Origin of the sequence: Streptomyces venezuelae, assembly GCF_008642375.1 — a bacterium.
Taxonomy (GTDB): Bacteria; Actinomycetota; Actinomycetes; order Streptomycetales; family Streptomycetaceae; genus Streptomyces; species Streptomyces venezuelae_G.
This window is the reverse complement of sequence record NZ_CP029194.1, coordinates 1,904,855-1,923,575: the sequence shown is the minus strand read 5'-3', so window position 1 is coordinate 1,923,575 and position 18,721 is coordinate 1,904,855. Positions and strand designations below refer to the sequence as shown.

Sequence of the window (18,721 nt, the reverse complement as noted above, 5' to 3'; positions counted from 1 at the left end):
CCCGCCCACCCCCCCATAGATTCACGACGAAGGACGTATCTCTCATGGTGCACGCCCAGTTCGACCCCACCGCCCGTCGCGAGCTCGCCGTCGCCGCCGTCGAGGCCAAGACCGTCAAGGACCTGACCTGGCAGCGGATCGCGGACGCCGCAGGGCTCTCCGTCGCCTACACCACCGCCGCCGTCCTCGGCCAGCACCCGCTGCCGGATGAGTCCGCCCGGGCGGTCGCCGAGCTCCTCGGCCTCGACGAGGAAGCGGTACGGCTGCTGCGCACGATCCCCACCCGGGGCTCGATCGACGGCGGCATCCCGACCGACCCGACGATCTACCGGTTCCACGAGATGCTCCAGGTGTACGGCACCACCCTGAAGGCCCTGGTCCACGAGCAGTTCGGCGACGGCATCATCTCCGCGATCAACTTCACGCTCGACGTGAAGAAGGTCGCCGACCCGGAGGGCGGCGAGCGCGCCGTCATCACGCTGAACGGCAAGTACCTGCCGACAAAGCCCTTCTGACGGTCATTCAGTCAAAGTGGAGGCCCTCGCGCCCAGCAGGGCCAGGGAGTTCGGCCAGAGGACGTCGAGGCGCCCCACGTCGTCGTACAGCTTGGCGAAGAGGACCTGGCCCTCCAGCTGGGCGACGAGGGCGCGCGCGGCCTCGTGGGCGTCGGCGACGGTGACCTCGCCGCGCCCGCGGGCCTCGGCGACGGTCTTCTCCACCAGGGCCACCTGCTCGTCGAAGATCTCCCGCAGGCGCTCCCGCACGGCCGCCGTCCCGGTGCTCATCTCCAGGGCCAGGTTCCCGAGGAGGCAGCCCGTGACGGTGCCGCAGCTCCGCTGCCCGTCCCGCAGTTCGGCGGCGGTCGACTCGTACAGCCGCCGCAGCCCCCGGAGCGGCCGGACGCCCCCGTCTCCGTCCATGCCTCCGTCCTCGTCCCCGACGCCGTCCCCGTCCAGCGCTCGCGTCCAGTCGGCGCGCTGGTCCGTCCAGTGCTCGTCGATCACGGCGAGGGCCAGCTCCTCCTTGGAGGCGAAGAAGTAGTAGAAGCTGCCCTTCGGGACCCCGGCGGCCTTGCAGATCTCCGCCACGCCCAGGGCGGAGTAGCCGCGCGACAGCATCAGCGTCTTCGCGGCGGTCAGGATGCGCTCCCGCGCGTCACTCGTTCGCCCCATGGCGGAAGTCTACGACCGGTCGGCCACCCCTGGAGGATGTCCTGCTTCCGCTTCCGGGGGCACTGCCTGCGGTTCTATGGTGGGCGGCGCAGATCGCGCGGACCGCGCGGTCCCCCGCGGGCACGCGCCCGATCCGGCGGCCATCCCGGCGGCAGGGTCCCACCCGCACGATACGAACGAGGAGTTCCATGGACATCGCCGGCTCCGCCGCTCTCGTCACCGGCGCCGCCTCCGGCCTCGGCGCCGCCACGGCCGCCGCGCTCGCCGCTCGTGGCGCCACCGTCTACGGCCTCGACCTGGACAAGGCCGTCGCGGCCGCCGGGCCGCTGCCCGAGGGCGTCCGCCTGCTCGCCGCGGACGTCACCGACGAGGACCAGGTGCGCGAGGCCCTGGCCGCGATCGACGCCGACGGCGCCGAACTCCGGCTCGCCGTGAACTGCGCGGGCATCGCCCCCTCCGCCCGGATCCTGGGCCGCAAGGGACCGCACGACCTCGACCTCTTCCGCACGGTCCTCGACGTGAACCTGCTGGGGACGTTCAACGTGATGCGGCTCGCCGCCGAGGCCATCGCCCGGCACGAGCCCGACGAGCACGGGCAGCGCGGCCTCGTCGTGAACACCGCCTCGATCGCCGCCTTCGAGGGCCAGGTCGGCCAGATCGCTTACGCCGCCTCCAAGGCGGGTGTCGCGGGCATGACCGTCACCGCGGCCCGCGACCTCGCGCAGTTCGGCATCCGGGTCGTCACCGTCGCCCCCGGCATCGTCGACACCCCGATGATGGCCGGCTTCGGCGAGGAGGTCAGGGCGGGTCTCGCGGCGAGCGTCACCTTCCCGCAGCGCCTCGCGCGCCCGGAGGAGTACGCCCGACTGGTCACGATGATCGTCGAGCACGACTACCTCAACGGGGAGACGATCCGCATGGACGGCGCCCTGCGGATGGCCCCGCGCTGAGTCCGTGGCGACCGGCCGTGCGGCAGGCCCCGCGCTGAGCCCGCACTGACCCTCCGTACCCTCGATGCGGTACTCGGTGCCGGATTCTCTCGGCACCAAGTGCCGCATCGAGCGGTTCGAGTGTTAGGTTCGGGCCATGGGAACAGCCTCGACGAACTCTCCGAAGCCCGCGATGCGGGACTCCCTCATCGCCGCGGCCTTCCAGCTCTTCCTCGAGCGCGGCTACGAGCAGACCACCGTCGACGACATCGTCACGCTCGCGGGTGTCGGCCGCCGCTCCTTCTTCCGGTACTTCCCGTCGAAGGAGGACGTGGTCTTCCCCGACCACGAGCAGTGCCTCGCCGACATGACCCGCTTCCTCGCGGCGAGCGCCGACTCCGACGACCCGATCGTCCGCGTCTGCGACGCCGCCCGCCTCGTCATGCGGATGTACGCCGAGAACCCGACCTTCTCCGTGCAGCGCTACCGCCTCACCCGCGAGGTGACCGGACTGCGGACGTACGAGCTCTCCGTCGTCTGGCGGTACGAGAAGACCCTCGGCGACTACCTGCGCACCCGCTGGGCCGACCGCCGGGACGGCACCCTGCGCGCCAACGTGGTCGCCGCGGCCGTCGTCGCCGCCCACAACCACGCCCTGCGCCACTGGCTGCGCTCGGGCGGCGAGGGCGACCCGCTGGCGGAGGTGGACCAGGCCCTGGAGTTCGTCCGGGCGACCTGGAGCCCGGACGCGGTCGCGGTCGCGCCGGCCGAGGAGAACGAGGACGTCGTGGTGGTCATCACCAAGCGGTCCACCCCGATGTGGCGTGTGGTGCGCGAGGTGGAGTCGAGCCTCGGTGAGGACTGAGGGCGGGATCTCGCGCCTCTCGTGAGGGGTTCCCGCGTCCTTCGTGAGGGGGCCCCGCCCTCTTGTGACGGGATCACGCATCCCCTGTGAGGGATCCCGGTATCTCGAATTGAGGGAACTCAGGTCTTTATTTGATGGCACTCAGTGCCATATCTTTGCTCCATGCACGGTCGAGCCGCCGAGTGCAAGGAGAACCCATCGTGTTCCACACCGGACTGAGGAGCGGGGCCGCCGTCCAGGCCGCCGAAGAGGCGGGCCCCGACGCCGAGCTCTACTTCCAGCGCTGCCGCTGGTGTCACACCACGACCTTCCAGCGACTGCTCTGCCCGACCTGCGGGTCGACCGAGCTCTCGCCCGAACTCAGCGAGGGTGAGGGCGTGATATCCGTACGTCGCGGGGTCGCCGCGGCCGACGCGGACCTCTGGCCGGTGTACATGACGGAGGGCTTCACGGTCCGCTGCCGCGTCGACGGGCCGCTGCACGCGGTGCGCCCCGGCGTCCGCGTGAAGGTCTCCTCGGGAGTCGGCCTGACCGGTCGCAGGCCGGTCGTCCGGCTCTGCGAAGAGGTCCCGCTCGACGGCTGGATCTGACGCGAGGCACACGGAAAGGGGGCGGTGAGTGGCACAGAGTGCCACTCACCGCCCCCTTTCGCGTCGGGCGACGGAACGGTCAGCGGGCGCCGATCTCGTCCGTCAGCTGCGGCAGCACCTCGAAGAGGTCGCCGACCACGCCGTAGTCCACGAGGTCGAAGATCGGGGCTTCGGCGTCCTTGTTGACGGCCACGATCGTCTTCGACGTCTGCATGCCCGCCCGGTGCTGGATCGCGCCGGAGATGCCCGCGGCGACGTACAGCTGCGGCGAGACCTGCTTGCCGGTCTGGCCGACCTGGTTGGCGTGCGGGTACCAGCCGGCGTCCACGGCAGCGCGGGAGGCGCCGACGGCCGCGCCGAGCGAGTCGGCCAGCTTCTCGACGACCGCGAAGCCCTCGGCCGCGCCGACGCCACGGCCGCCGGAGACCACGATCGCGGACTCGGTCAGCTCGGGGCGGCCGGTGGAGACGCGCGGGGTGCGCGAGACGACCTTGGCGGCGTTGCCGGTGAAGGCGACGGCGACGTTCTCGACCGAGCCGGCGGCCGGGGCGGCCTCCGGGGCGGCGGAGTTCGGCTTGACGGTGATGACCGGGACGCCGTGCGAGACCGTCGAGCGCACCTGGTACGAGGCGGCGAAGACGGACTGGGTGGCGACCGGGCCGTTCTCGCCGGCCTCCAGCTCCACGGCGTCGGTGATCAGACCGGAGCCGAGGCGCAGCGCGACGCGGGCGGCGATCTCCTTGCCCTCGCCGGAGGAGGTCACCAGGACGGCGGCGGCCCCCTTCTCCTTCGCGAGCTGGGTCAGCGCGTCGACCTTGGGGACGACCAGCTGGTCGGTGAACTCGGCGCCGTCCGCGACGTACACGGTGGCCGCGCCGTACTCGCCGGCCGTGGCGGCGATCGAGGCCGCGGCCTCGCCGGCGCCGAGCACGACGGCCGAGGGCTCGCCGATGCGGCGGGCCAGGGTCAGCAGTTCGAGGGCCGGCTTGCGGACCGCACCGTCGGCGTGGTCCACGAGAACCAGGATCTCAGCCATGATTCATTGCTCCTGAGTGGGTGTCTGGCTGACGGTGGGTCAGATGAACTTCTGGGTGGCGAGGAAGGCCGCGAGCTGCTTGCCGCCGTCGCCCTCGTCCGTGACGATCGTGCCCTGCGTACGGGCCGGACGCGCGGCCACGGCGTCGACGAGGGTCCAGGACCCGGCGAGGCCCACCTCGTCGGCGTCGATGTCCAGGTCGTCCAGGTCCAGCTCCTCGACCGGCTTCTTCTTGGCAGCCATGATCCCCTTGAAGGAGGGGTAGCGGGCCTCGCCGGACTGGTCGGTGACCGACACGACGGCCGGCAGCGGGGCCTCCAGGAGCTCGGTGGCGGAGTCGCCGTCGCGGCGGCCCTTCACCGTCCCGCCGTCGACCGAGACCTCGGACAGCAGCGTCACCTGCGGCACGTTCAGCCGCTCGGCCAGCAGGGCCGGCAGGACGCCCATCGTGCCGTCGGTCGAGGCCATGCCGCAGACGACCAGGTCGAAGCCGGTCTTCTCCAGGGCCTTGGCCAGGATCGCGGAGGTGGCGATGACGTCGGAGCCGTGGATGTCCTCGTCGTTGACGTGGACGGCCTTGTCGGCGCCCATCGACAGCGCCTTGCGCAGCGCGTCCTTGGCGTCGTCCGGGCCCACGGTCACGACGGTGACCTCGGCGTCGTCGGACTCCTCCGAGATGCGGAGGGCCTGCTCGACCGCGTACTCGTCCAGCTCCGAGAGCAGGCCGTCGACGGCCTCGCGGTCGGTCGTCAGGTCGTCGGCGAAACCGCGGTCGCCGGTCGCGTCGGGGACGTACTTCACACAGACTGCGATCTTCAGGGTCACGGCCTGTCTCCTTTCGAGGGGCTGGTGGTTACGGGAGGTTGCGGGCCATGACGATGCGCTGGACCTGGTTGGTGCCTTCGTAGATCTGGGTGATCTTGGCGTCGCGCATCATGCGCTCGACGGGGTAGTCGCGGGTGTAGCCGTAGCCGCCGAGGAGCTGGACGGCGTCGATGGTGACCTCCATGGCGACGTCGGAGGCGAAGCACTTGGCGGCGGCGCCGAAGAAGGTGAGGTCGGCGTCGGTGCGCTCGGACTTGGCGGCGGCGGCGTAGGTGAGCTGGCGGGCGGCCTCGAGCTTCATGGCCATGTCGGCGAGCATGAACTGGACGCCCTGGAAGTCGGCGATGGGCTTGCCGAACTGCTTGCGTTCCTTGACGTAGCCCTTGGCGTAGTCGAGGGCGCCCTGGGCGATGCCGATGGCCTGGGCGGCGATGGTGACGCGGGTGTGGTCGAGGGTCTTCATCGCGGTGGCGAAGCCGGTGCCCTCGGCGCCGATCATGCGGTCGGCGGGGATGCGGACGTTGTCGAGGTAGACCTCGCGGGTCGGGGAGCCCTTGATGCCGAGCTTCTTCTCCGGGGCGCCGAAGGAGACGCCCTCGTCGGACTTCTCCACGACGAAGGCGCTGATGCCCTTGGAGCGCTTGTCGGGGTCGGTGACGGCCATCACCGTGTAGTACTCCGAGACGCCGGCGTTGGTGATCCACCGCTTGACGCCGTTGAGGACCCAGAAGTCCCCGTCGCGCACCGCGCGGGTCTTCATGCCGGCCGCGTCGGAGCCCGCGTCGGGCTCGGACAGGGCGTAGGAGAACATCGCGTCGCCCTTGGCCAGCGGGCCCAGGTACTTCGCCTTCAGCTCCTCCGAGCCGGACAGGACCACCGGCAGCGAGCCCAGCTTGTTCACCGCCGGGATCAGCGAGGACGAGCCGCACACCCGCGCGACCTCCTCGATCACGATCACCGTCGCCAGCGCGTCCGCGCCCGCGCCGCCGTACGCCTCCGGCACGTGCACCGCGTGCAGGTCGTTGGCGACCAGCGCGTCCAGCGCCTCCTGCGGGAACCGGTGCTCCTCGTCCACCGCCGCCGCGAACGGAGCGATCTTCGCCTCCGCCAGCGCGCGCACCGACTCACGGAGCATGTCGTGCTCCTCGGAGGGCCGATACAGGTCGAAGTCCTTGCCCATGATGTGGAGCTCCCCTAGACGCTTGTGGCACTGAGTACCCTCAGCAAAACACACTCAGTGCCATGACGCCAGAGCGCCCCGACACTGTTCCGTGTCGGGGCGCTCAAGCGACCGTGTGGTCTGTTTTGTTTAACGGAGTGTGTACGCGGGGTTATTGCTCCTCGCGGCGCTTCTGGCTCGCGTCGTACTCCGCCGCCAGCTGATCGGCGCGGTCCTCGTTCAGCCGGAGGCCGGTCAGTAGGGCCGGCGTGCAGATGCTCGGCATGAGGTACCTGAGCAGGACCGAGATCCGATGGTTCAGGTCGTTGCGATCGCGCAGGATCTGGGACATCGTCTGGATGCCGGCGTACGCGCCGGAGAAGAGTTCGGCGGCGTCGGACACGTCCACGTGACCGAGGATCTCGCCCCGGGTCTTCGCGACGGTCAGGATCTCCGACACCTGGTCGATCCACGCCTTGAACGGCGCGGCCCTGTCGACCCCGGTGGCACCGCTGTCCAGGGCCAGTGCGACGCTCGCCCGGACGAGAGGGTCGCGCTGGAGCCGGTGGGCGAGCAGGAAAGCCTGGTCCGCGAGTTCCTGGAGCTTGATCGGCTGCGGGGACATCGGCTCGTCGAGCATCTGGGCGTCGAGTACACCGAGGGCGAGGTCTTCCTTGGAGGTGAAGTGGAAGTAGAGCGCTCCCTTGGTCACCCCGGCGCGCGCCAGGATCTCCCCGATGGTCGTCCGCTCGTAGCCGCGCTCGGCGAAGACCGTGGCGGCCGCCTCCAGAATGGCCCGTCGGGTCTTGATTGCACGCGCTTGCTGCGCCAAGGCGCCGCCTCCTGCTGTGTCGCTGTCTGTGCTCACCATGTGACGTGATGCGTTGAAAAGAAAACCGGACTGTACGTATTCTATGTTTGGCGGACACATCCGCTTGGGGTGTGGGATGCAAGGGGGATCCATGGACCAGAAGTGGCGAGGAGTGACGACGCACGTCCCCGGGGAGTTCGTCCACCGAGCCGATCCCGCGGACATCTTCCCCACGGACTGGACGCGACTGACCGAGAACCGGTTCTCGGTCTCCGCCCGCTGGCCTGCTGCGCATCCCTTCTTCTCTCCGGTGGCGGGGGACCGGCACGACCCTGTCCTGGTGGCCGAGACGATACGCCAGGCCACCATGCTCGTCGCTCATGCCGAGCTGGGGGTACCCCTGGACGAGCAGTTCGTCATGTGGGGTCTCGGTTACACCGCGGACCCCGAGGCGCTCGCCGTGGGCGGCCGCTCCTCGGACATCGCCGTCGACCTCGTCTGCTCCGACGTGGTCCGCCGAGGCAGCGGCCTCCGCAGCATGCGCGCCACTCTGGTGCTCACGCGTGACGGCCGGCACCTCGCCACCGGCAGTGCCCTGACCCGCTGCACGTCCGCCCTCGCCTACCGCCGGATCCGCGGCGAGCGCCTGGCCGCGCTCGGCAGGCCGGTCCCGCTCATACCGGGCGTGGCCCCGCAGCTCGTCGGCCGGGAGAACTCCAAGGACGTCGTCCTGGGCGCGGGTGCCAGGCCCGGCCAGTGGCAGCTGCGGATCAACACCGGGCACAGCACCCTCTTCCGCCGCCCGAACGATCATGTACCGGGCATGGTGCTCCTCGAAGCCGCCCGTCAGGCGGCGACCCTGGCGACCGGGAGCAGCGCGTTCCTGCCCGCCGTCATGGAGTCCTCCTTCACGCGCTACGCCGAGCTCGACAGCCCGTGCTGGATAGAGCCCCAGATCGTGCGCACCGCCGATCCCTCGACGACCACCGTCCTGGTCACCGGCCGGCAGGACGGCAACGAGGTGTTCCGTTCCGTGCTCTCCTCCCCGTCGTGTGGCCTCGCGGTCACCGGTGGCGGCATCCGCAGCCGACTGGCCGGTTGAACAGGACGGAAACCATGGGTCCCCGCGTTCTGATCACCGGCACGACCGGCTTCGTCGGCAGCCGGGTCGCCGCGCTGGCCGCGGCCCGTCCGGAGACCGGCCACCTCCGGCTGCTCACCCGCGGCCCGCTGCCGCCCGCGACGGCGTCCGCGACGGCGCCCGAGACGCCGACCGAGACCGTCACGGGTGACCTCCGCGACGCCGACTCCCTGCGCCGGGCCTGCGAGGGTGCCGACGTGCTGATCCACTGCGCCTCGGCGATCGGCGCGGACGAGGAGCTGGCCCGCAGCGTCAACGACCAGGGCGCCCGAGCCCTCGTCGACGCGGCCGTACGCGCCGGCGTGACCCGGATCGTCGCCCTGAGCACCGCCTCCGTCCACGGCCGCGGCCCCTTCCGTGCCGCCGCCCCCGGCACCCTGCCGCTGGCCCCCGGTTCGGCGACCAGCCGCACCCGGGCGGCGGGCGAGCGGTACGTCCTGGACGCGGGCGGGGCCGTACTGCGACCCCACCTCGTGTACGGAGCGGGCGACCGGCAGGTGGTTCCCGGCCTGGTCCGCCTGCTCGACGCGCTGCCCGGCCCGCTCGACGCGGGCACCTCGCTGCACTCCCTGATCGATGTGGAGAGCCTGGCGGGCGCCCTGCTCGGCGCGGCGCTCTCGCCGCGGACGGAGGCGGGCGCGTACTACGTCAACCACCCCGAGCCGGTGCCGGTCGCGGAGCTGCTCGCGCCCTGCGAGGAGCTCCTGGCCGGGCGGGCGGGCCGGGAGAGCCGGTCCCGGGCGGCGGCGGTCGACCTCGCGGAGGCCCACGAGCTGCTCGCCGGCCACCCCTTCGGCCGGCACCACCTGGCCATGCTCGCCACCGACCACTGGTTCGCCGACGACCGCCCCTGGGGGGAGCTCGGCTGCGACCCGGGACCGGGCTTCACCGCCGGCTTCGCGGCCCACGCGCAGTGGTACCGGAATCTTCTCGCCCCTTCCTGAGCACATCGCAGACCCGTACCGAAAGAAGGCACCACCGACATGTCCCCGCTGACCGGCAGGACCGCGATCGTCACGGGCGCGAGCCGAGGCATCGGAAGAGGCATCGCGGAGCGTCTGGCCAGGGACGGAGCCCTCGTCGCCGTGCACTACGGCAGCAGCGCCGACGCCGCGCGCGAGACGGTGGAGGGCATCGAGAGGCGGGGCGGCCGGGCCTTCGCCTTCCGCGCGGAGCTCGAAGCGCCGGACGTCGTGGACACGTTCTACGCGGCGCTGGACGCCGGTCTCGCCGAGAGCGGCGCGGAGCCCGGGTTCGACATCCTCGTGAACAACGCGGGCGCGAGCGGCTCCGGCCGCATCCACGAACTGACCACCGAGGTCTTCGACCGGCTGTTCGCGATCAACGTGAAGGCCCCGCTGTTCCTGATCCAGCGCGGCCTCGGCCGGCTGCGCGACGGCGGCCGGATCGTCAACGTCTCCTCGGCGGCGACGAGGATCGCCTTCCCGGACTCCGTCACGTACGCGATGACGAAGGGCGCCGTCGACACGATGACGCTCGCCCTCGCCAAGGAGCTGGGGCCCCGCGGGATCACGGTCAACGCCGTGGCGCCCGGCTTCGTCGCGACGGACATGAACGCGCGACGCAGGGCGACCCCGGAGGCGAGCGCCGCCCTCGCCGCCTACTCGGTCTTCAACAGGATCGGGACGCCGGCCGACATCGCGGACATCGTCGGGTTCCTCGTCTCCGACGACGCCCGCTGGATCACCGGCCAGTACGTGGACGCCACGGGAGGAACCGCCCTCTGAGCCCTGGCCGACCGGCTTCCTCCGGCGAGGACTTCGGTGTCTTCGGCGGGCGGGCGGTCGCGCTCCCATGGATAAAGTGGGGCCACGATGACACGTTTCCGCGAGAGCGTCCGATCCCTGCTGCGCGAGCAGGTGCTCGACGCCGCCTACCGCCTTGTCGCCGCCGACGGCTGGGGCGGGCTGCGCATGACCGCCATCGCGCGGGCGGCCGGGATCAGCCGCCAGACGCTCTACAACGAGTTCGGCTCGAAGGAGGCCATCGGCAAGGCCCTGGTCCAGCGCGAGCTGGAGGGCTTCCTGCTCGGCATCCAGCGCGAACTCGACGCCCACCGGGGCGAATTGGAGGCAGCGGCCGCCGCCGGGGTCGGCTACACGCTCCAACAGGCCGCGGACAACCCCCTGATCAAGGGGGTCCTGGTGGCCGCGCGGGGCGGCGAGGACGACCTCCTCGCCTATCTGACCACGCGCCCGGAGCCGGTCTTCGGGACGGCGATGACGATGCTCGACGCGTACGCGATCGAGGCCTGGCCCGATGTGGACGAGGAGTCGCGGGGACTCGCGGTCGAGACGATCGTCCGGCTCACGGTCAGCCACATCGTCCAGCCGGTGGCGTCCCCGGAGGAGTCCGCGCGGCGCATCGCCCGGATCACGGCCCGGACCGCGTACCCCGGCAGGCGCTGAGGCGCCGGGGCCGGGAGGAATCGCGAAGTCGGCGAGGCCCGGTGGCGGACACGGGGGATCTCCGGCACCGGGCCTCTGTTGAATATTCTACGAGACGGTCGAGGGTGGCCCGTACACCGGGACCGCCCCGGTCGTCCTCCGGCGGTCTCCCGTGACGGGCGAAGCGCGGACCGGCGGGGTAGATCTCACCTGAGAGGCACATCGCCGGTGACGACAGGGAGGCCGCCGTGGAAGGCAGAAGCAAAGGGTTCGTGCAGTCCTTCAACCGTCTCGGCGGGTACGGCTTCGTCGTCCCCGTGGGCTCCGAGGAGCAGGTCTGGTTCAGTGCGGAGGACATCGAGGACGAGACCCGGACGCTCTCCGAGGGCCAGCAGGTCACCTTCGTCCTCGTCCTCGGCGACGGCCGCTTCGAGGCCAAGGAACTGCGCCTCTGACTCACCCGGACGGACGAGCGGCGGCGCCGCGTCCGATACGAGGGCGATGGCGCGGGTGCGGGCATGGGCCCGGCCGGGTCGCTCGCGAGGCTGCCTACGATGACCCCATGTCCGAGCGCGCAGACCCGGCTGACGCCGCAGATCCCGACGGCCCCACGGCGGGCACCGAAGCGCATGCCGGGGCGGCCGCCGTGCCCCGTACGCACGAGCGGACCCCCGGAGCACGGGAACTCGCCGCGGCGGCCGAGGTGTTCGCCCTCCTCTCCGACCCCACCCGCCTCCACCTGCTGTGGCTGCTCACGCACGGAGAGGCCGACGTCAGCGCCCTGACCGAGGCCTGCGGGGCCGCGCGACCCGCCGTCAGCCAGCACCTGGCCAAACTGCGCCTCGGCGGACTCGTGCAGTCCCGCAAGGACGGGCGCCGCGTCGTGTACGCGATGCCGGACGGGCATCTGAAGCGGCTGGTCGTCGAGGCGATCAGCCGTGCCGACCACGTCGTGAGCGGCGAGCCCTGGCACGACTGAGGCCTTCCGCGCCAACATGTGCGCACCTGTGCACATGTCGGCTACGGTGAAGAGGCCGGAGAAGTCAGCCGACCGCCGTGGCCGACCGGGGGCGCCCTCATGCTGTCCGTGCTGCGCAACCGCACCTACCGACGCCTCTTCACCGCCCAGGTCGTCGCCCTCGCCGGCACCGGCCTCGCGACCGTGGCGCTGAGCCTCCTGGCCTACGACCTCGCCGGGGCGAACGCCTCCGCCGTGCTCGGCACCGCCCTCGCGATCAAGATGGCCGCGTACGTCGGCATGGGTCCCGTCGTCGGCGCCCTCGCCGGCCGGCTGCCCCGCCGGACCCTGCTCGTCACCCTGGACCTCGTACGGGCCGGGGTCGCCGTGTCCCTGCCGTTCGTCACCCAGGTGTGGCAGATCTACGTCCTGATCCTGCTCCTCCAGACCGCCTCCGCCGCCTTCACGCCGACCTTCCAGGCGACGATCCCCGAGGTGCTGCCCGAGGAGCGCGACTACACCCGGGCGCTCTCCCTCTCTCGGCTCGCCTACGACCTGGAGAGCCTGCTCAGCCCGGCGCTCGCCGCCGCGCTGCTCACCCTCGTCCCGTACGACCGGCTCTTCACCGGCACCGCCGCCGGTTTTCTCCTCTCGGGCGTCCTGGTCCGCGCGACCGCCCTGCCCGCGCCCGCACCCGCCGCGCGCGGGGGAGGCCTCCGGGCCAGGGCCGCCTTCGGTACGAGGCTCCTCCTCGGCACTCCGCGCCTGCGCGCCCTGCTCGCCCTCGACCTCGCGGTGGCTGCGGCGGGTGCGACGGTGTTCGTCAACACCGTCGTGCTGGTCCGCGACACCCTCGGCCGCGCCTCCGGGGACGTCCCGCTCGCCCTGGGCGTGTACGGAGCGGGCTCGATGACGGTGGCACTCCTCCTCCCGCGTGCCCTGGACCGCCGGCCCGCCGAACCGGCCCGCGGGCGGGCGACCGCCCTCTGGCCGGCGCACGCCATCCGGCGGGCGAGCGTCCTTCGGCGGGTGCGCGTCCTTCGGTCGGCGCGCGTCCTTCGGCCGGCCGGGGAACGGACGCTCATGCTGCGCGCCGCCTTCGTCCTGGCCGGGGGCCTCGGGCTGCTCGCACTCGGGCTCGCGTCGACACCGGGAGGCTGGACCTGGTCCGGGCTGCTCGTGGTCTGGGCGGTCCTCGGCGCGGCGACCTCGGCGATCCTGACGCCCGGCGGCAGGCTGCTGCGCCGCTCCGCGCGGAGCGCCGACCTGCCGGCCGTCTTCGCCGCCCGGTTCTCCCTCTCGCACGCCGGCTGGCTGCTCACCTACCCCCTCGCCGGCTGGCTGGCCGCGCGCGCCGGACTCGCGGCCTCGGCGGCCGTGCTCACCGGGGTCGCCCTGATCGGTGCCCTGACCGCCGCCCGCCTGTGGCCCCGTACCGATCCGGCCGCGCTCGAACACGCCCACCCGGAGCTCCCCGCCGGCCACCCCCATCTCGTGGCGGCGGGCGGCGGCGGCCGCCATGCGCACGACTTCCACATCGACGAACTCCACCGCCGCTGGCCCCGCCGGGAGGTCGCCTCCTAGCGAGGGAGGCGCATCTCCAGGCCGTCGAGGACGACGTCCAGGCCGTAGGCGAACTTCGCGTCGCGGAGGGCGACGGGGTCGACGGGCGCCCGGACGGCGGCGTCGGCGTACGCCTCGGCGAGGTGGTCGTGGTCGGCCGCGGCCTGCTGGGCGGCGGGCATCAGCCGGGCGATGAAGTCGCCCTCGCTGTCGCCGGAGCGGGCGACCGTGGTGAGCCAGGCGGCCTCCGTCGTGCTCATCCCGATGACGTACGACAGGAGGGTGTCGATCGCCCGGCTCGGCTCCGGGAAGCCGGCCGCCGTGAACAGGGCGGCGAGCCGCTCCGAGTACGACATCAGGTTCGGGCCCAGGTAGGCGAGGCCCGCCTGGCCGAGGACGGACGAGAGCCAGGGGTGGCGCAGAGCCGTCGCACGGAAGGAGCCCGCGGCCTCGGTCGCGGCGGCGCGCCAGCCGGCCCCGCCGCGGGCGGCCTCCGCCGGGGGGACGGAGATCTCGCCGGCGACCTCGTCCACGGCGAGCTCCATGAGCTCGTCCTTTGTCGCGACATGACGGTAGAGCGAGGTGGCGCCGGCGTTCAGGCGGGCGCCGAGCTTGCGCATGCTGAGCGCCTCGATGCCGTCGGCGTCCAGCATGACGACCGCCTCGCGGACGATCGCGGTGCGGCTGAGCGCGGGCTGATCGGGTGCGGACTGCTGCCGCGTCCATACGGACGGGACGGGATTCGCCTTGGCGGCCATGGGCCCTCCTTCGCTGCGTACGGCGTTCGCATCAAGCGTACAGGTGCATGGGGTTGCGAACACTGTGCGCGCCTGCGTACAGTGTTCGCATCGAAGGAAGACGACAAGCGAAAGACGAAAGTCGAGGGGGAAGTCCGATGGAAACCCGCAACCCACGCCGCTGGTGGATCCTGGTCGTGCTGTGCCTCAGCACCCTGGTCCTGGTGGTCGACAGCATGGCGCTGACCGTCGCGGTCCCCTCGATGACCGAGGACATCGGCGCGAGCGCCCAGGACATCCAGTGGATCCTGGACTCCTACATCCTGGTCTTCGCGGGGCTCCTCCTCACCTCCGGAAGCCTCGGTGACCGGTTCGGCCGACGGAAGATCATGATCATCGGCCTGCTGCTCTTCGGCGCGGCGTCGCTGGCCGCGACGGTCTGCACCAGCCCCGGCGAGGTCATCGCCGCGCGGATCACGATGGGCGTCGGCGGCGCGCTGATCATGCCCTCGACGCTCTCCATCCTCATCACCGTCTTCGACGAGGACGAGCGGCCCAAGGCGATGGCGGCCTGGGGCTCCGTGTCGATGCTCGGCCTCGTCGGCAGCCCGGTCCTCGGCGGCGTCCTGATCGACCGGTTCTCGTGGCAGTCGATCTTCTTCATCAACGTCCCGGTCGTCGCCCTCGCCGTCGTCGCCGCCCTCACCCTCATGCCGGAGTCGAAGGGCCCCTGGCAGAAGCCGGACCCGCTCGGCGCGATCCTCTCCGCCGTCGGCATGACCGCGCTGATCTGGTGGATCATCGAGATCCCGCAGCACGGCGCCTTCGAGGGCCGCTCGCTCGTCACCCTGGCCGTCGCGGTCGTCTCCCTCGTCGGCTTCGTGATCTGGGAGAACGTCACCCCCGAGCCGATGGTGCCGCTGGTCCTCTTCAAGCACCGCAACTTCAGCGGAGGTTCGCTCTCGCTGACCCTCGTGCAGATCGGCAACGGCGGGCTGCTCCTCGTCCTCACCCAGTACCTGCAGTTCGTCCTCGGCTACTCGCCGGTCAAGGCGGGCCTCGCCTTCGTCCCGCTCGCCGTCGCCGCGCTCATCGGCAACGGCGCCGGCGCCGGACTCGCGGCCAAGGTCGGCAACCGCGTCCTGATCCTCGCGGGCATGCTCGTCATGGCCGGTTCGTTCGCCCTGCTGACCACGGTCGACGCGGCCTCCGGCTTCACCGTCCCGGCCGTCGCCCTGGGCCTGCTCGGACTCGGCGCCGGCCTCGCGATGCCGGCCGCCGTCGGCGCCCTGATGAGCACCATCCCCGAGGAGAAGGCGGGCGTCGGCTCCGCCCTGAACGACACGATCCAGCAGGCCGGCACCGCGCTCGGCATCGCCATCCTCGGCTCGCTCCTCACCAGCACCTTCTCCCGTGAGATGCCGGCCGACGCCCCCGAGCAGGCCAAGCAGTCGATCGGCGGGGCGCTGGCCGCAGCCAAGGGCGACCCCGCGATGATCGAATCGGCCCGCGAGGCCTTCACCACCTCGATGTCCACCACCTTCACCATCAGCGCGATCGGCGTCCTCGCGGCGGCCGTCCTCGCCACCCTGGTCATGCGGGACGGCAAGAAGACCTCCGCCGACGGCGAGACGGCCGGGACTCCCGGGGCGGCGGACGGACAGGACACAGAGGGCAAGGAGAAGTCCGAGCTCGCGGTCTGACCCGCACGCCGACGACAGGAGCCGGTGCCCCCTCCGCGGCGCCGGCTCCTTCCGTGTGGCGAGAAGCTTCCGCGAACACCCGCGTCCACCCGCCCCGGCCTGGCACGCTTTCGTCCGTGACCTATGTCGTAACCGTGGAAATACGCGTTCCGGAGGGTGCTCCGGAGCTGGACGGGCTCCACCGCGTGGGAGCCACCGCCCTGCTGGAGCAGGGCTTCGCGTCGGTGGCCGGAATCGAAGGCGCCGACGGCATGGAGATGGACCTGTTCGACGTCGCCGTGGCCGTCCATCCGCGCGGGGCGACCCTGAAGGTGATGGTCGCGGCGCCGTCGCTGGAGTTCGCGGAGGAAGCGGTCGGCTCCGTGAGCGAGGAGGTCCTGGAGCGTTCGGAGCTGCTGGCCGAGTGGACGGTCGAGAGCAGCGAGGTGCAGCTGCACACCGACGCGGCGCGCGAGAGCCTCGAAGCGGCCGACGGGCCCGGCGCCCCGCCCAGCGACCCGCAGGCCCGCCGGGCCCATCACACGGCGAAGCCCGACACCGCCGACGAGCCGGAGCAGGAGGCGCAGGACCACGAGGCCGCCTTCCGCGCCCTGGCGGCCCGGCTCCGCTCCTTCGGTCCGGCGGCCTTCGGTGTCGCGGAGGCGCGAGCGGAGGCAGGAGCTGTGGCGAGGGCGGGGTCGGGTGCAGAGACCCGCCCGGAAGACGAGGGGACGGAAGGCGCGGGAACAGGGGAATCGGGGGACGGGCTCCCGGCCATCTCTCCCGAGAGCGCCGAACTCGCCGCCGGCTCCCTCGTCTACGGTGCCGAGGTCCTCATCGACGAGCTGTACGACGACGTCCAGACCCTCGCCGAGGAGGACACCACCGTCGCCGAGTGCCAGGGGCACCTGTGGCACTTCGACCAGCTGCCCTCGCGCCACGCGCTGCAGTACAACGAACTCTTCGCGCGCCGCTTCCTGGTGACCGCGATCGCCCTCACCACCCGGTTCACCGACGGCAGCTTCCGGCGGCTCGGCTGCCTCGCCGAGGAGCTCGTGCTGAAGCTCCTCCTCGAACAGGCCCATGTCACCCTCGACCTGCACGGACTCCTGGACGAGGAGGTCGCGGCCGCCCTCGGGCGCTTCGCGGGCGAGGTCTACGAGGACATGGACTTCGCGTGGCTCCAGGACACGGGGGAGGACGGCGCCGACGGGGGTGGCGGTGGCGGTGAGGGGGCGGCGAGCGGCTTCGGCACCTGGTTCACGCCCTTCGACGACGCGCGGTACGTGCACCCGTACGCCCTCGACGAGATGCCGGAGACCGGCGTCCCCGACACGGCGGAGAACTGAGCCGTAACCGAGCCGGCCACGGCCGGGCACAATGCGCTCATGGCGCAGTCCTTCCAGCAGTCCTTCCTGCCCGTACTCGAACGCATCGGCGAGGAGATCGAGGGCCTCGCCGGCCGGGGCCGCCCGGCCGACTACATCCCGGCCCTCGCCGCCGTCGACCCGAACCGCTTCGGGATGGCCGTGGCGGAGCTCGACGGCACGGTGTACGGGGTGGGGGAGTGGCAGCAGCCCTTCTCCACCCAGTCCGTCACCAAGGTCTTCACGCTCGCCCTCGACCTCGCCCGGGAAGGCGACAGCCTCTGGGAGCACGTCGGCCGCGAACCCTCCGGCAACCCCTTCAACTCGCTCGTCCAGCTGGAGTACGAGCACGGCATCCCCCGCAACCCGTTCATCAACGCCGGCGCCCTCGTCGTCACCGACCGCCTGCACCGCATGACCGGAGACGCCTCCGGCAGCCTCCTCGAATTCCTGCGTGCGGAGTCCGCCAACCCGGACCTCGACTTCAACCGGGACGTCGTCGCGTCCGAGACCGCCCACGGCGACCGCAACGCCGCCCTCGCCCACTTCATGGCCTCCTACGGCAACATCACCACCCCCGTGCCGACCCTTCTCCGCGAGTACTTCCGGCAGTGCTCGATCGAGGCCTCCTGCGCCGACCTCGCCGTCGCCACCGGCTTCCTCGCCCGGCACGGCATCCGCTCCGACGGCTCCCGCCTGCTCCCCCGCAGCCAGGCCAAGCAGGTCAACGCCGTGATGATGACCTGCGGCACGTACGACGCGGCGGGCGACTTCGCCTACCGGGTCGGGCTCCCCGGCAAGAGCGGGGTGGGCGGCGCCATCATCGCCGTCGTCCCGGGCCGCTGCACCCTCTGCGTCTGGAGCCCGGGCCTCGACGACCGCGGAAACTCGGTCGCCGGCGTCGCCGCCCTGGACCGCTTCACCACCATCACGGGTCTCTCCGTCTTCTGAAGTGACAAGTACGGGACCGGAGGGAGGGGGGCGGCATGAACGACCGGGGCGGAAACCGGGGCGGAGACGGGACGCGGCCCTCGCAGAGCAGGCGCGGCCAGGGAGAGCTGGAGGCGCACGTCCTCTCCGTGCTCAAGGGCGCCGCCGAACCGGTGCCCGTGGCATGGGTGCAGGAGCGCCTCGGCGGCGACCTCGCCTACACCACCGTGATCACGATCCTGACCCGGCTGCACGGCAAGGGCGCGGTGGAGCGCGAGCGGGCGGGGCGCTCCTTCGTCTGGACGGCCGTGTCCGACGAGGCGGGGCTCGCCGCGCTCCGGATGCGCAAGGTGCTGGACGCGGAGGCGGACCGTCAGGCGGTACTCGCCAGCTTCGTCACGGCACTCTCCAAGAACGACGAGCTGCTCCTCCGTGAACTCCTGGCCGCAGAACCGGAGTCCCCGGACCTCTCCGACGCCTCCGACCCTTCCCGTGCCTCCGGCCTCTCCGCGTCCACGGCTTCCCCCGAGGAAGACCGCTGACACGAA

At 71.9% G+C, this 18,721-nt stretch carries 21 protein-coding genes; 15 read left to right on the top strand and 6 right to left on the bottom strand.

Going from position 1 to position 18,721, the window contains the following annotated elements; genetic code table 11:
• Window positions 1-44: 44 nt before the first annotated feature.
• Window positions 45-515: a cyanase gene (cynS, locus tag DEJ46_RS08545; RefSeq protein ID WP_150264943.1), complete on the top strand. Its 471-nt coding sequence runs from the start codon at window positions 45-47 to the stop codon at window positions 513-515.
• 3 nt (window positions 516-518) lie between these two features.
• Here cynS and DEJ46_RS08540 read toward each other — a convergent pair whose 3' ends face one another.
• A complete protein-coding gene (locus DEJ46_RS08540; protein ID WP_150264942.1) occupies window positions 519-1,172 on the bottom strand; it encodes a TetR/AcrR family transcriptional regulator in 654 nt (217 codons plus the stop codon).
• Window positions 1,173-1,360: 188 nt separating this feature from the next.
• Between DEJ46_RS08540 and DEJ46_RS08535 the strand changes: the two genes are divergently transcribed.
• The 3 genes from DEJ46_RS08535 to DEJ46_RS08525 all read left to right on the top strand — a co-directional run bounded on the left by DEJ46_RS08535 (window position 1,361) and on the right by DEJ46_RS08525 (window position 3,556).
• Window positions 1,361-2,122: an SDR family NAD(P)-dependent oxidoreductase gene (locus DEJ46_RS08535; RefSeq protein WP_150264941.1), complete on the top strand. Its 762-nt coding sequence runs from the start codon at window positions 1,361-1,363 to the stop codon at window positions 2,120-2,122.
• Window positions 2,123-2,258: 136 nt separating this feature from the next.
• Window positions 2,259-2,966, top strand: coding sequence for a TetR/AcrR family transcriptional regulator (locus tag DEJ46_RS08530; RefSeq protein ID WP_150264940.1), 708 nt, complete (start codon window positions 2,259-2,261; stop codon window positions 2,964-2,966).
• 200 nt (window positions 2,967-3,166) lie between these two features.
• Window positions 3,167-3,556, top strand: a complete 390-nt coding sequence (locus DEJ46_RS08525; RefSeq protein WP_150264939.1) for a zinc ribbon domain-containing protein — start codon at window positions 3,167-3,169, stop codon at window positions 3,554-3,556.
• A gap of 79 nt (window positions 3,557-3,635) precedes the next feature.
• Here the strand turns inward: DEJ46_RS08525 and DEJ46_RS08520 are convergent, their stop codons facing one another.
• The 4 genes from DEJ46_RS08520 to DEJ46_RS08505 all read right to left on the bottom strand — a co-directional run bounded on the left by DEJ46_RS08520 (window position 3,636) and on the right by DEJ46_RS08505 (window position 7,408).
• Window positions 3,636-4,592 carry an electron transfer flavoprotein subunit alpha/FixB family protein gene (locus tag DEJ46_RS08520; RefSeq protein WP_150264938.1) on the bottom strand — a complete coding sequence of 319 codons (957 nt, stop codon included), beginning with the start codon at window positions 4,590-4,592 and terminating at the stop codon, window positions 3,636-3,638.
• 39 nt (window positions 4,593-4,631) lie between these two features.
• Complete coding sequence (locus DEJ46_RS08515; protein ID WP_150264937.1) at window positions 4,632-5,417, bottom strand: electron transfer flavoprotein subunit beta/FixA family protein; 786 nt, start codon at window positions 5,415-5,417, stop codon at window positions 4,632-4,634.
• Window positions 5,418-5,445: 28 nt separating this feature from the next.
• Window positions 5,446-6,597: an acyl-CoA dehydrogenase family protein gene (locus tag DEJ46_RS08510; protein WP_150264936.1), complete on the bottom strand. Its 1,152-nt coding sequence runs from the start codon at window positions 6,595-6,597 to the stop codon at window positions 5,446-5,448.
• A gap of 151 nt (window positions 6,598-6,748) precedes the next feature.
• The gene (locus tag DEJ46_RS08505; protein WP_150264935.1) at window positions 6,749-7,408 is read right to left on the bottom strand and encodes a ScbR family autoregulator-binding transcription factor; all 660 of its coding nucleotides are present in this window, start codon (window positions 7,406-7,408) and stop codon (window positions 6,749-6,751) included.
• Between the two features lie 130 nt (window positions 7,409-7,538).
• On the opposite strand from DEJ46_RS08505, the gene DEJ46_RS08500 reads away from it, so the two are divergent.
• The 7 genes from DEJ46_RS08500 to DEJ46_RS08470 all read left to right on the top strand — a co-directional run bounded on the left by DEJ46_RS08500 (window position 7,539) and on the right by DEJ46_RS08470 (window position 13,478).
• Window positions 7,539-8,489, top strand: coding sequence for a ScbA/BarX family gamma-butyrolactone biosynthesis protein (locus DEJ46_RS08500; protein WP_150264934.1), 951 nt, complete (start codon window positions 7,539-7,541; stop codon window positions 8,487-8,489).
• A 14-nt stretch (window positions 8,490-8,503) separates the two neighbouring features.
• The gene (locus tag DEJ46_RS08495) at window positions 8,504-9,472 is read left to right on the top strand and encodes an NAD-dependent epimerase/dehydratase family protein (RefSeq protein ID WP_150264933.1); all 969 of its coding nucleotides are present in this window, start codon (window positions 8,504-8,506) and stop codon (window positions 9,470-9,472) included.
• 39 nt (window positions 9,473-9,511) lie between these two features.
• Window positions 9,512-10,276: an SDR family oxidoreductase gene (locus DEJ46_RS08490; protein WP_150264932.1), complete on the top strand. Its 765-nt coding sequence runs from the start codon at window positions 9,512-9,514 to the stop codon at window positions 10,274-10,276.
• 87 nt (window positions 10,277-10,363) lie between these two features.
• The gene (locus DEJ46_RS08485; RefSeq protein WP_150264931.1) at window positions 10,364-10,957 is read left to right on the top strand and encodes a TetR/AcrR family transcriptional regulator; all 594 of its coding nucleotides are present in this window, start codon (window positions 10,364-10,366) and stop codon (window positions 10,955-10,957) included.
• A gap of 227 nt (window positions 10,958-11,184) precedes the next feature.
• Complete coding sequence (locus DEJ46_RS08480; RefSeq protein WP_150264930.1) at window positions 11,185-11,391, top strand: cold-shock protein; 207 nt, start codon at window positions 11,185-11,187, stop codon at window positions 11,389-11,391.
• Window positions 11,392-11,498: 107 nt separating this feature from the next.
• Window positions 11,499-11,915 carry an ArsR/SmtB family transcription factor gene (locus DEJ46_RS08475; RefSeq protein ID WP_223834568.1) on the top strand — a complete coding sequence of 139 codons (417 nt, stop codon included), beginning with the start codon at window positions 11,499-11,501 and terminating at the stop codon, window positions 11,913-11,915.
• Between the two features lie 99 nt (window positions 11,916-12,014).
• A complete protein-coding gene (locus DEJ46_RS08470; protein WP_150264929.1) occupies window positions 12,015-13,478 on the top strand; it encodes an MFS transporter in 1,464 nt (487 codons plus the stop codon).
• Here DEJ46_RS08470 and DEJ46_RS08465 read toward each other — a convergent pair.
• Window positions 13,475-14,215, bottom strand: a complete 741-nt coding sequence (locus tag DEJ46_RS08465; RefSeq protein ID WP_150264928.1) for a TetR/AcrR family transcriptional regulator C-terminal domain-containing protein — start codon at window positions 14,213-14,215, stop codon at window positions 13,475-13,477. The two genes, DEJ46_RS08470 and DEJ46_RS08465, sit on opposite strands and share 4 nt — an antisense overlap.
• 137 nt (window positions 14,216-14,352) lie before the next feature.
• On the opposite strand from DEJ46_RS08465, the gene DEJ46_RS08460 reads away from it, so the two are divergent.
• From DEJ46_RS08460 to DEJ46_RS08445, 4 genes are all read left to right on the top strand, one after another.
• Window positions 14,353-15,897 (top strand): MFS transporter, encoded by a 1,545-nt coding sequence (locus DEJ46_RS08460; RefSeq protein WP_223834567.1) that lies wholly within the window; start codon window positions 14,353-14,355, stop codon window positions 15,895-15,897.
• A 116-nt stretch (window positions 15,898-16,013) separates the two neighbouring features.
• On the top strand, window positions 16,014-17,225 hold the full coding sequence (locus DEJ46_RS08455) for a hypothetical protein (protein WP_150264927.1): 1,212 nt from the start codon (window positions 16,014-16,016) through the stop codon (window positions 17,223-17,225).
• Window positions 17,226-17,264: 39 nt separating this feature from the next.
• Window positions 17,265-18,194 carry a glutaminase gene (locus DEJ46_RS08450; protein ID WP_150264926.1) on the top strand — a complete coding sequence of 310 codons (930 nt, stop codon included), beginning with the start codon at window positions 17,265-17,267 and terminating at the stop codon, window positions 18,192-18,194.
• Between the two features lie 35 nt (window positions 18,195-18,229).
• On the top strand, window positions 18,230-18,715 hold the full coding sequence (locus tag DEJ46_RS08445) for a BlaI/MecI/CopY family transcriptional regulator (protein WP_150264925.1): 486 nt from the start codon (window positions 18,230-18,232) through the stop codon (window positions 18,713-18,715).
• Window positions 18,716-18,721: the final 6 nt, after the last annotated feature.

Bases quoted from the DNA above. Each gene is read 5' to 3' on its own strand.
- cynS (WP_150264943.1), top strand. From the start codon at position 45: ATGGTGCACGCCCAGTTCGACCCCACCGCCCGTCGCGAGCTCGCCGTC.
- DEJ46_RS08540 (WP_150264942.1), bottom strand. From the start codon at position 1,172: ATGGGGCGAACGAGTGACGCGCGGGAGCGCATCCTGACCGCCGCGAAG.
- DEJ46_RS08535 (WP_150264941.1), top strand. From the start codon at position 1,361: ATGGACATCGCCGGCTCCGCCGCTCTCGTCACCGGCGCCGCCTCCGGC.
- DEJ46_RS08530 (WP_150264940.1), top strand. From the start codon at position 2,259: ATGGGAACAGCCTCGACGAACTCTCCGAAGCCCGCGATGCGGGACTCC.
- DEJ46_RS08520 (WP_150264938.1), bottom strand. From the start codon at position 4,592: ATGGCTGAGATCCTGGTTCTCGTGGACCACGCCGACGGTGCGGTCCGC.
- DEJ46_RS08510 (WP_150264936.1), bottom strand. From the start codon at position 6,597: ATGGGCAAGGACTTCGACCTGTATCGGCCCTCCGAGGAGCACGACATG.
- DEJ46_RS08500 (WP_150264934.1), top strand. From the start codon at position 7,539: ATGGACCAGAAGTGGCGAGGAGTGACGACGCACGTCCCCGGGGAGTTC.
- DEJ46_RS08495 (WP_150264933.1), top strand. From the start codon at position 8,504: ATGGGTCCCCGCGTTCTGATCACCGGCACGACCGGCTTCGTCGGCAGC.
- DEJ46_RS08490 (WP_150264932.1), top strand. From the start codon at position 9,512: ATGTCCCCGCTGACCGGCAGGACCGCGATCGTCACGGGCGCGAGCCGA.
- DEJ46_RS08485 (WP_150264931.1), top strand. From the start codon at position 10,364: ATGACACGTTTCCGCGAGAGCGTCCGATCCCTGCTGCGCGAGCAGGTG.
- DEJ46_RS08475 (WP_223834568.1), top strand. From the start codon at position 11,499: ATGTCCGAGCGCGCAGACCCGGCTGACGCCGCAGATCCCGACGGCCCC.
- DEJ46_RS08470 (WP_150264929.1), top strand. From the start codon at position 12,015: ATGCTGTCCGTGCTGCGCAACCGCACCTACCGACGCCTCTTCACCGCC.
- DEJ46_RS08465 (WP_150264928.1), bottom strand. From the start codon at position 14,215: ATGGCCGCCAAGGCGAATCCCGTCCCGTCCGTATGGACGCGGCAGCAG.
- DEJ46_RS08460 (WP_223834567.1), top strand. From the start codon at position 14,353: ATGGAAACCCGCAACCCACGCCGCTGGTGGATCCTGGTCGTGCTGTGC.
- DEJ46_RS08450 (WP_150264926.1), top strand. From the start codon at position 17,265: ATGGCGCAGTCCTTCCAGCAGTCCTTCCTGCCCGTACTCGAACGCATC.
- DEJ46_RS08445 (WP_150264925.1), top strand. From the start codon at position 18,230: ATGAACGACCGGGGCGGAAACCGGGGCGGAGACGGGACGCGGCCCTCG.